The sequence below is a fragment of the Flavobacterium sp. ST-158 genome (assembly GCF_058309975.1).
This window is the reverse complement of record NZ_JBZEEN010000001.1, coordinates 920,135-932,470: the sequence shown is the minus strand read 5'-3', so window position 1 is coordinate 932,470 and position 12,336 is coordinate 920,135. Positions and strand designations below refer to the sequence as shown.

5 protein-coding genes are annotated in these 12,336 nt (G+C 36.7%); all 5 read right to left on the bottom strand.

Translation table 11 applies throughout. The features are described 5' to 3' along the window. Positions 1–131: 131 nt before the first annotated feature. The gene (locus AC4FRF_RS03970; protein ID WP_491158162.1) at positions 132–2,147 is read right to left on the bottom strand and encodes an aceric acid hydrolase; all 2,016 of its coding nucleotides are present in this window, start codon (positions 2,145–2,147) and stop codon (positions 132–134) included. A gap of 187 nt (positions 2,148–2,334) precedes the next feature. Further along, positions 2,335–4,803 (bottom strand): pectate lyase family protein, encoded by a 2,469-nt coding sequence (locus AC4FRF_RS03965; RefSeq protein ID WP_491158161.1) that lies wholly within the window; start codon positions 4,801–4,803, stop codon positions 2,335–2,337. A gap of 66 nt (positions 4,804–4,869) precedes the next feature. Further along, positions 4,870–7,188 carry a DUF5703 domain-containing protein gene (locus tag AC4FRF_RS03960; RefSeq protein WP_491158160.1) on the bottom strand — a complete coding sequence of 773 codons (2,319 nt, stop codon included), beginning with the start codon at positions 7,186–7,188 and terminating at the stop codon, positions 4,870–4,872. A gap of 134 nt (positions 7,189–7,322) precedes the next feature. Next, positions 7,323–8,756: a sialate O-acetylesterase gene (locus AC4FRF_RS03955; protein WP_491158159.1), complete on the bottom strand. Its 1,434-nt coding sequence runs from the start codon at positions 8,754–8,756 to the stop codon at positions 7,323–7,325. An 86-nt stretch (positions 8,757–8,842) separates the two neighbouring features. After that, positions 8,843–12,256: a glycosyl hydrolase gene (locus AC4FRF_RS03950; RefSeq protein WP_491158158.1), complete on the bottom strand. Its 3,414-nt coding sequence runs from the start codon at positions 12,254–12,256 to the stop codon at positions 8,843–8,845. Positions 12,257–12,336 lie beyond the last annotated feature (80 nt).

The window sequence follows — 12,336 nt, the reverse complement described above, 5'->3', positions numbered from 1 at the left end:
AACGTTTACATTTTTCAAATGTACTAAAATTTTATTACAACACGATTTTTTAGCACATTTTTTTTAAGTTTTCGTGTTTTTTTTATGTTAATTTTTTTTAATTCTTTTATTTTTTAAATTTTAATAAGATTTTAATGTAAAAACCACACGCTCATTTCTTTACTAGAACCATTCCCCCAAGCAAAATAAGGTACTAATTGTAAGGAAACTGTTTCTTTATGATTATGTAAAGGTTGGTATAGTTTTTTATCCCAAGAGTTGCTATTTAAAAACCCATTTGCCGTAATTGCAATTAAATTTCTATTATCTTCTTTAATATTTTGGATTTTAAAGTCTGAATTAACATCTAAAACAACTTCATTAATTGATGTATTTTTTGAAATTCCATTAGACTCTAAACAATATACAAGCGGTCCTCTTTTTACAGCGACTTGATTTCTGGCTTCTTCCACCAGCGGATTCGCCTGCATTAATTCCACAGGCATTGGGATGTTTAAGCTGATAACATCTCCTTTCTTCCATTTTCTTTCCAATTTAAAATAAGTACCGGAAACTGGGCTTGCCTCTACAACCTTATTGTTAACCATAATAGTTGTTCCATTACTCCATCCCGGAATTCTTAAAAACAAAGCATAATCTTTCTTTGGTGCTTTTTCTACTGTTATTGTAATGGCACCATCCCAAGGATAATTCGTTTGTTGATGCAACTGAATCTTAGCTCCTTCTTCAGTACTGGTATTCAAATTGTTACTTCCGTATAAATTAACATACAAGCCTTCTTTAGTCAGACTGTAAGCATAGTTACTGACTTCGGCAATGGTTCTGGTAACATTTGGCGCACAACAATTAGACAAAGCAATATAACCTTCGCGTTCATTCCCCCATCGTTGTTTAAAAGGCAAATCAACGGACACATTCAAAGGATTGTTATAGCAGAATTTATTTCCTTCCAAATTAATTCCTGACAAAACACTATTATATAAAGCCAATTCTACTACGTCAGCATATTTTGCATCAGCAGTAAGTTGTAACATACGCCAATTCCACAATACGTTTCCAATGTTTGCACAGGTTTCTGTATGCGCTGTAGCATTTGGCAATTGAAAAGGTCTTCCATAAGCCTGATGAATTTTTTGAACCACGGTTGGATCATAAGAAGTTCCATCTGGTGAAACTCCATCATACAAAGCTCCACAAGCTCCTGTAATATACATTTTGTGATAAGCTACATCTTCCCAAATGGATACCAGATTGTCTAATAATTTTTTCTCTCCTGTTTCAGCATACAAATCGGCAACACCGGCATATAAGTAATTGGCTCTTACCGCATGTCCCATAGCGGTAGTTTGTTGTCTAAATGGAATTCGGTCCTGATTGTCATCCGTTCCGTCATTAGTAGTTCCTCTGATATCTATTAAATTATTCGCTAATTCTAGATATTTTGGGTTCTTTGTGGTACGGTACATTTCGACAATTCCCATATAATGCGAAGGACAAATCGCATTTCGTGCTAAATCAGGAGATGCTTTTTTATAGAAATCATATAAAAAGTCAGCTACTCCCTTGGCAATATTTAGAAAATTCGTTTTTCCGGTGGCCCGATAATGCACACAGGCTGCAGTCATTAAATGACCCATATTATATTTTTCAAAACCCAATTGTTTTTTCACTTCTTCAGGACCTAAAGTTCCCCAACGTTCATCGATTAAAACAGGAGTATGCAAGTAACCATCTTTTCGTTGCACTTTTTGAAACAAAGCAATCGCTTCATCCATTTGCTTGTCTAATTTAGGATCTTTAGTAACGGCATAAGTTGCCGCCATTCCTTCAAAGATTTTGTAAAAATCACCATCATGAAAAGAAGGTCCTTTGAAAGTTCCTTTTCTGTTTCCTGCTGCTATTTCAAAATTAGCATAAGCATGGGAAATGTCATCATCATGATACAAATCCCACATATAAGGTAAAGTCTCCTGATTTTCTACATTCAGTTGCTCTTTCCAAAAACCGCCTGTCCAGTTTACATCCTGCAAACCAACACTTTTCAATTTCGTGTAAGGACTTGCAGAATTATCGACTAAACCTTTGTTTTGCGCATTAATAACAGTCGAAAAAAGCACGGCTGACAATAGAATGATGTTCTTTTTCATTTTTACTTATTTTTACCATATAAGTCATATAAGTTCATTAAAGTGTTTTCTTTAAAACCAAAACTTATATGCTATTTATACTTACTTATAATTTAAACTAATCCTTAATTATTAAAACATAAAGTTCATAAAAGAATACATTAAAACACTTATTTTTAAAAAACTTATATGACTTATAGGCTTATTTTTATTTTAAAAACACATTGATAATTCGGCTCATAGAATCTCCGTCAGCATCTTCAACTTTAACTTCAACTGAAGCAAAACCCTTTTTATCTGAAGTAAATTGAATTTCATTTTTAAACATCGAAGCAGAACCATTTATAACTGTTGTTACAGTATATTTAGGTTTTTTAGTATAGCCTTTAAAAAATGCCTCAGCATCAATTTCTAAAGATTCTCCTGCATTTATAAAATAATGCGGTTGTGCCATCCAGTTCAAATAATCTTCTAATTGTGTATAACCATCTCCTGTGTGCTCATTTGCATCAGCAAAATCTCCTTTTGCAGAATCTGGATTCAAACCTTTGGCTTCTTCCCACCAATTTGGCAACCCATCCTGATCCGTATCCCAACTATCCGGACGCGTTTCTGTTGCAAATTTAGGCCATCCACCTGCATCCTGTTCATTATCAATCATTCCGCCCAAACCACTTTTACTGCCTTTAAAACTATAAGTCCCTTTTAAGGTTTCCTCGATAATTCTCTGGTCGTGTGTATCAAAAACAGGTTGAGTCGCTCCTACATCTGACAACACATTTTTGTAAGCTGCTTCTGCTGATTGTGTTTTAACATGTGATTCAAAAAATGGTTTGTCCACAAATGTTTCATAGGTTTCTTTATCTCCATGAGAATAAGTAGCCGTTCTTCCTTTTTGCTGGTTTTTTTCATTAAAATGCCCCGGCATCACATTTCCATCAAAATAATATTCTTGTTTCCCTTTCCCAACGCCTTCGTGCTGCGCATTTAGAGCAAAAAAGAAATTAGTTGAAGCTCCTGGTTTGTAATAGTTGTTTACAAAGTTAACCTGGCTTGCTCCTCCATCGGTAGCACGGTGTCCCCAATTGTAGACTACATTATTTCTAATATCAACTTTTCCTCCGTAAAAACCATTTCCGTTTAATCCTCCACCAATACTCCAGTTACGTCCGTAATTGTGTGCTAATAAGTTGTGGTGAAAACTACCTACATCACCACCAATAGTAGCTGCATAACCGTGCATTTTTCCTGCCGGATATTTATCATGTCCCGCCACATTTAAAGCTTCTGAAATTAAAGTGCGTTGCAAACTGATGTTGTGCGCTCCTCTTGAACTAAATGATTCATCAATGGTCCAACTAATCGAACAGTGATCAATGATACTGTTATTTGCTCCCGTTAATCCCATTCCGTCATAAGTAGTTCCTCCGCCGATACGAACTCTTAAAAAACGAATAATTCCATCATTTCCTGTCAATCCTATTGGCGCTCTAGTAATTGTAATCCCTTCACCTGGTGCTGTTTGTCCTGCAATGGTTACATTAGGCTGACTAACAACTAAACGAGATTTTAATTCGATATTACCAGAAACATTAAATACAATTGTTTTTGGTCCAATTTCCTGTTCCACCGCGTCACGCAAACTTCCTGGTCCGCTATCATTTAAATTGGTTACTGCAATCACTTTTCCGCCTCTTCCTCCTATTGCAAAACGCCCATAACCTTCAGCTCCCGGGAAGGCAATTTGGGCTGGTTTAAAAAACCACACTTTTCCTTTAGTAACCTCTTTATTTGCATCAATTTCATCAATTCTCCAATAATAAGTATTCAAATTACTCAAAGAAGCCCCATCTACAGCTGCTGTATTTTTGTTTAAATTCCCTTTAAATTCAGCTGAACTATGAATAGCATTAGCAACACTTTGTTCCTCTGTACCAAAATAAAAATCGTGAGAAGCTGTTCCTTCCGGCGAATTCCATTCTAATTTAAAGTCATTCCCTAAAACAACATGCTCGTCATTATTAGCCGGACTTGGCGTACTGGCTTGTTTCTTTAAATTAGGTAAATCCAATTCGAAACCATTAATAATTACTTTTTGTATAGCCGAAGCTGCTTTGGCATCAGCCTCAAACTTAATTACGACATCTTTGCCTGTTTCAGCATTAAAATGGATATAAGAAGTAGCTGCGTCAATAGTTGCTGTCGCTCTATTGGTTGGTTTAATCGTTTGCGAAAAAACACCATTCACATACACATTAATCGGAGCATAATTAGCCAGCTCTGGACTATCAAATGTATTATTGAAGGTTAACAGACTGTGTTTGCCTTCTGTCAATCCGCTAATAATTAATTCTACACTTTTATCCGCTACAATTCCGTCATTCACTAATCGCGCATAAAATGGCGCCTGAATTCCGGTTTTGTACCAACTCGAATGAATGGTTCCTTTTAACGTCATTTTGATTGTTTCAAAACTTTTTTCAATAGACGTTCCTTCATTAATAGGCCAGGAAATATAATTAGGATCATTAACTTCTAAAGTGCGGCGTTGTGCCAAATCAAAATCTACTTTTAATGATTTTGAAGCTGAAATTACATTTTGATTTTGCGCGCTGCTACTCAATGTAAACGTTATCATTGTTCCCGCGCAAAATGCCAGTTGCTTTACTAAATTCATATTAATTTATTTTTTTAGGGTTATATATTACCATTCGGTATTTCTACCAAATTCAGATAACATTTTCTATTTTAATTGTTTTTTATCTGCCAAGCTCGTTCCTAACAGATTTACGATATCTTTTTCTCTTTCTTTTGGAAAAACACTTAGAAAAGTCACTTTTCCGTTTTCCATTTTCACTTCAACAGTGGTGTTTTTTGGTGCATGCAATTTAAAATGCACATCCCATTCTTTTGGCCAGGCGGGAAAAATATAAATTTGGTTTCCGTTTGTTTGCAAAAGCATTTCCTGCACGCCTATCATTCCACTGCCGCCCCAATTGTGGTCCGGAACCCAGTCAAATCCAGGCCCCCAAAAAGCTGGAAATCTTCTTTCGGAATTCGTCATTTTCAGCAAATTATATTTGGCCGCTTCCTCGGTTAATCCTAATCTTGCTGCAAAAATATTATCCTGTTTCCAGCCAATGTGACTTCTGAATTTAATAGCATCCGTGTCAAATTTCCAGGTATTCAAGGCTGTTTCCAAATCCGGTTTTCCCAATCCGTGAATTTTCCAAGGATAAACCGAATACAACTGTGGCACCTCTGAATTATTAATACGTTCCCAAAGTTTGGCCGGAGCCAATGTTTTATGTCCGTCAAATTCTCTGTAACTCAAAGGAGGAATTCGGTTTTGAAAGCCTTTCAAATAGTCCACCTCGTCTTTTGATAATTTATTTTCCGATTGTCTCAAAAACTGTTCCGTAATTACTTTTAAAGCTGAAATAGTGCTATTAGCATTATAGGCCATTTTATAGGTTTCAGCTCCTGAACCCGGATAAAGTATCAAGTGACCATCACTGTCCAACGCTTTTCTTCCTCTTTGTTTGGCTAAATATTGGTAATGTTCGTCAAAAAATCGCAGACAACTCATAACAAACGAATGGTATTTTTGAATATCTTCGCCGGCATATTCTTTTTGTTGCAACATCATTTGGCAAAATTCCAAAACGGTATCCCATTCATATTCTAACCAAGCATTGTATTCCATACCGGGATCATAATCTGCCGGACGTTTCCATTCGTATTCGGCGGGATTTGGTAACCCAAAATTTTCCAATTGTTCCGTAAAAGAAGCGCCATTATGTTTCCAATATACCTGAGAACGCAGTTCGGCATTTTTTTGTAAACTCAAGTAATAATCCAATTGGGATTTCATCATATCAAAATCACCACTTTTCAACATTGGAAAATAAACCAATCGTTGGTTTTGCTGTGTCATAGTTCCTCCGCCCCAATTCCTGAAATCAGGAGTAAAATTCAAATCTTTGTTAGTAAAAACCGGATCTACGGTGAATAATCCTCCATTGAATTTTGTTGGGTATTTTCCATACGCATTACAGCCCAACATATAACGAAACAATTGATAATTCTGTCCGATTTGATATACGGAATCATTTTCACTTTTAGATTTTTGAGTATAAATAAAAGAACGATTCCAGAAGTTATGCCACCAAGAAATCGTCTTTTTAGGGTCTTTTTTATAAGTCGAAATCTGCCTTTCCAATTCTTTTGTCCATAAAGTCGCATCTGCCGATTGATTGGTATGCAACTGGATTTGGAACGCTTGCTTTTTAGAAGCTTTGATACTCGCCAATTGGAATCCTTCAAAATCAGTATCCTGATACATTCCGTGATAGGTTCCGTTAGCTTTTAAATTACTCCCAAAAAGCTTCCCTCCAAAAGTGAGATTCGCCAATGGATTCATCATTTGATCCTTTACCGATTCCATTTTTTGTTGTTTCACTGCAACATCAAAAACTGTATAAGCTCTATTTCTGTGATAAAATTCCACTGCATTCCCTTCCAATGAAATAGAATCTTTATAAGTTACAATTTCGCCTTGCGGAGCCCATTTATAGGAATTGGCATTATTGGCTTTGCCTTTAGATTCTCTGTTTTTGTAACGCCAACTTTCATACGCTACTTTCATTTCGGTGGGCGTTTTACTGGCAACTTCAACATGAATTACTGGATTGAATACATCTACCCATAGTTTCACCGTAGTTCCATTTTGAGAAATTTTGATTCCACCATCTTTCAAAAACAATTCCTGTTTGAAGCCTTCTTCATCAGTAAAAGGATTTGGACTCAAACTTACTTTCACTCTTCCTAATTTCAATAAAGTGTTGTGCTCATCAAATGTTCCGGAACGGGAAAAATAGAAATACAAATCTCCTTTTTCTACCCAAACATTTGCGCCAATATCGCCACCACCCAACGGCATGGATTCTGATGAATTATTGCTTTGCGTATTCCAAACCTGATTGTAAGCATCAAGCACAGGAAGTTGCGCTTTGACACAAAACGTTAGGAAAAGAAGAAATGTAAGTATTGTATTTTTCATTTTAAAATTGAATTGAAAATCTTTTTTAAACATATAAGTCATATAAGTTTATTCACTTTTATGTTCTTTAACATTTGAAACTAACTTTATAAGTTCATATAAGAAAAACTTATATGACTTATATGTTTAAATATTTACCAATTATCCGTTCTAAACGACGAAACAGGCAATCCACCTGTGCTAAAAATTTGTGCCTCAGCAACATCTTTAAACAAATAACGCACAGCAACCGGATTGGTCACTTTATCCGATTTTAACACCACCGACTTTCTTCGTACTTCTGCTTTTGCTGGATAAAACACTTTATCTTCACCAGCTATTTCAAAACCAGTAACTTCTTTCCCATTTGCTGTAATTCCGTTAGGAGCGTTATCAAAAGCAACTATTACCGAACCTTCTTTGATTTCCATTGCTTTATATTCAGGACTTTCAAACTCAAAACCACTTAAACCATAGGTTTTGGTCAAAGCCAAATACCCCAATCTGCTTCCTCCTGCTTCTTTATGAATAGGATGAATGTTATTTTCTTCGCCAATATCCATCAAAACTGCCATTCCTGAATTCGGAATTTCTTTTGAAGCTTTTAATTGTGCTTCACGCAAAAAAGCCGAATTGTATTTTTCTACATAATCATTCGGATGAAATTGCGCATAATTAAACGGTGCAATCTGACAATAATAAAACGGAAATTCTCCTTGTCCCCAAAGTTCTCTCCAACTGCTTACCATTTTCTTCATCAAAGCAGTATATTCCGATGCTCTTTCATAATTGGATTCACCCTGATACCAGATACATCCCTTGATTCCATAACCAATAACCGGCGACAACATTCCATTGAATAAAGTCGTTGCTACACGATTAGGATCTTTGGCCAAATCTTCTTTTTTGGTTGGAATTTTGGCACTGCTAAAATCTTTCAGCATTTCCTGATTCATCCAGGCTTCCATGCTTGATCCACCGTAAGAAACGTGAATTAATCCCACCGGCACATCTAATACTTCCTGCAACAACGAACCAAAATACCAGGCAGTTGCACTGAAATCGCCTGTAGTTTGTGGCCCTGCTGCATTCCATTTCCCAACAAAATCTTCATTTGGTGTCAAAACAGTAGCACGTGGAATGTTGATAAAACGAATTTGATTATTTTTTGAATGCACAATGGTCTCGTTTCCTTTATAAACAGGCTGACCCGGAAATCCTTTCAAAGGCATTTCCATGTTGGATTGGCCGGAACACAACCACACCTCACCTATCAAAATATTTTGAATCGTTTGAGAAGTCTTACCATCTGAAACTGAAATTTCATAGGGTCCACCGGCAGCTGGAGTTTGCAAGGCGATTTTCCATTTTCCTTCCTTATCGGCTTTGACTTCGTAAGTTTTAGCATCCCAGGAAGTTTTGATTTTTAGGCTTTGATTTTTTTCTGCCCAACCCCAAATTGGCGCTTTGCTTTTTTGTTGCAACATCATATTATCCGAAAACAAAGCCGGTAATTTAATAGCTGCATTTATTTGGAAGCTTCCAATCAAACATAAAATTGCGATAATTGAATTTCTAATATTTCTCATTTCTTTTTATTTTTTTTGCCACGAATTCACGAATTATTGTAAAAATTTTATTTAATAAAATTCGTGAATTCGTGGCAATTTATCCTCTATTTTTTACTTTCTAATGTTACTGGCCCAAGCAATCCTGCTTTTAATAAATTTTCACTTTCTACCAATCTGTAGCGAGCCGTTGTCCAGGTCAATCGGTCTTTTTCCGGTAATTTCTGATCACCAATCAATCGATTTGCCCAGGTATTGGTCACCTTAATAACAAGGGTGTTTTTTCCTTTTTTCAGTGCTTTCGAAATATTGGTTCGGTATGGAAAAGTCCAAATCGTTCCGCAATCTATTCCGTTTACGCTCACTTCAGCCAAATTAGCTATCGAACCTAAATTTAAATAAACAGCTTCTTTTGTATTTTGATTCCATACAAACTCCTTCGTATAAACCGCCGTTCCCGAATAATATTTAATACTTTCATTTTCCGATGTACTCCAATCAAAAAGCGAATTGATTTTCAAGGCTTTTTCCAGCCCTTTAAAATTGGGATCAAATTGTAAATTCCAGTTTTCATTTAAAGTTTTAACCGTTTCATAATGAAATATATTCGAACCATTTTCAGATTTCGAAACTGCAGTTTTTTCTTTAAAAATCACGAAACAAGATTCGTTTTTATCCAATTCCAATGGAATAATGGTTCTTCCATTCTTAACTTCCCATTGTTTCAAAGCAGTGGTTTCATCCGTCACAGGATTGTACAATTGCGGAATTTTACCGCTTTCGCGAAAAGAAAAAACAACAGATCGTTTTTCTTCCAACTGATTAGAAATAAAATAAATTTCTTCATCGGCTGCTCTTCTGTGTGTCCAGGCTATAGAGCCTCGGTCATTAGTTGTTGCATCCTCAAATAACAAATCGGCATTAATTCCAATTTTAGAAAAATCAGTACCTAAAAACGGAAGTTGGATTACTGTTCCTTTCCCTAATTGTCTTGATCCGGAAGTTCTGTTTTTATTATTAGACCATAATTCATCTAAAACATTCTCCCATTTTTTAGCTTCGTCGGCAGTTTGAAAACTTGGTGCGTCAATAGGTTTTTCGTCAATAAACAAAGTGGCTCCGTCCTTAACTAATTGCAGCATTTTTTCAGCTACCGCCAATGAAATAATATTATTCGGAGCCATTCTTCTGCTTCCCGGAAATAATAAAGCACCATATTCAATTCCGCCACCAAAACTTACTTTTCCATTTTCAACTTTGGCTCTGTTCAATAAAACATCAGCATTAAAAGAATCATATTGATAACCATTCATCGGATTTACCCATTGGGATAAATCGGTATTATTTTTTGAAAACGTGACCTCTTTTGGCATTTTGGTTGTCGGCTGACCTTCATTTTCCAAACGATTTTTTTCACTTGCCACTCTTTGCTGTCCAAAAACATTGGGAACAAAAGGAAACAATCGATCCGGAACCAAGGAACGGGAAGGCAAATCTTCACCAATAAAAACTGCTAAATCCACTACTGGTTTCCCCTTTTGTAATTGGAATTGCACCCTTTGACAATAATCAAAAAATGCTTTTCCGGGTTTCCACCAGGTTTGGTCTCTTTGGAAAAACGAACCAATATCGTCCAAAGTCATTCCCGGTTTTCTGTCTAACCAAGGATTATGCACAAAAACATGATAGAAAAAACGGTTGATTCCCAATGCATAATTACGGTCAGCAATCACTTTCAAATTTCCCGGATGCTCATCCCAATCCATTCGTAAAGCGGTAAAAGCTTCGGCCTGAATGATATCTTTTCCATAAATATGTCCGCCCGAAATGGCATCTAACATATCAAAAGGTTTATCGTGCGTAGGGCTTTTTAACCAAAACTCCCCACTCGGATAATCTACATATTTAAAATGCAACAGACCATCACTCATCATCGTTGGTGCTACATTTTCTGAGCTGAATTTGACCTTATTTTCTTTTGCAATTGCTGCAACCGTTCCAAAGAAATTATCGGCTACCAATTCGGCTATGGTTTTTCGAACATCATACAATACTTTTTCGGTAGTAGCAGCACTTTCGATAGGAATTCCCGCCATAACCGGCAAATAATCTACAATATCATAACCTCTTCTTTTTTTGAATTCCCCCTGAAAAACGGCGGACCAATTCTGGCTTCCACATTCCCAACTATCCAAATGTAAAATTTCCAATACTTTCGAGGTCAATTCCGAGCCAGCGGTACGCACGGCTTCTCCAAACCAATGGTCGAGTTGAAAACGAATCAATTTCGGATTGAATTTATCCACTTCCAAACCTTTTCCTGCTCCACCAGTTGCATTTTCATGCCCTGTTGACGTATGTCCCATGCGGATGATTTTCCATTTCCCTTTTGGTGCTTTCCAACTTAAATTACCATTGGCATCCACAAATTGGGAAACGTTGATAAGGTCTGATTTAGGAAACGCATCGGAATTTGGAATCAATGCTTCTGTAGTCGCTGGCGCTAATCGCCATACTGCTCCCGATTTTCCTTCGTAATTATCAATTACAAATTGATTGGAAAGGGTGATTTTGCTCACTTTTAAATTCGCCTGATTCCATTTGGCAAAATCCAAATCCTCGGCACCCGGTTCTGTCCCAGCCGGATCAAAAACAAATCGGAAATATTTGGCCGAAACTGCCTTTAAACTGCTTGTTGTCCCGTAATCGGTATTTTGCCAACCCTGACGCGGTGGTTGTAAGCGTTGATGAAAAGTAAAATTCACTCCATCATTACTGGTTTCAACAATCAACCGTTGTGCCTGAAAATCCAATCCCTTGGTTTGAATATTGATATTTCGGCATAAAAACGGGCTTTCAAATTCATATAAAATCCAGCCTTTGTTGCTGATTTTCAAATTCCCGTCTTTTGATGGATCTGCTAAAAAAGAAGCTTCTTCCCCATTGGAAGTACTCACCTTAGGAAGGATATTTTTCGAACTTTGTTCAAATTCTTGTATTGGAATCGCATAAGTAGCAATGTCCTTATAAAAATCTTTGTAATGTTCCGGAACTGGCAATTTTACAGCAACTTTTTTACCTCCAGTGAATTCAGTCGTGGACCAAACCACCTTTTGCATCGACATTTCAGGTGTAATCCAAGGTCCACCGGCAACGGCAAAACCATCTGCGGCATGAAAAGCTAGTTTTACCCCCAATCGATCCGCTTCAATAAAAGCCCATTTCACCATATCCCAAAATTCAGGACTCAATTGCAAAACCGGAGGCGAAATTAAAGGTGGCTCAGCCGGTCCTTTAATGGTCATTAAATAAGCACCTTCAATTCCCACTTGTTTCATGGCTTCTAAATCGGCAGTTATACCCACTTTAGAATAGGCCGATTTCATCCAATACCAATACACCCAAGGTCTGGAAGATTCGATTGTAGGCTGAAAAAGTGCATTTTCTTTTTTATGAAGTTCCTGTGCAGAAAGCATTCCCGCAAAGAGTAATATAAGAAAGAAGTATTTTTTGTTGAGCATTATTTTTGTTTTTATCCGTTTACTTTGTCATTCCGACGAAGGAGGAATCTCACTTAGTTACTCTCTCTATGTGATTGCTT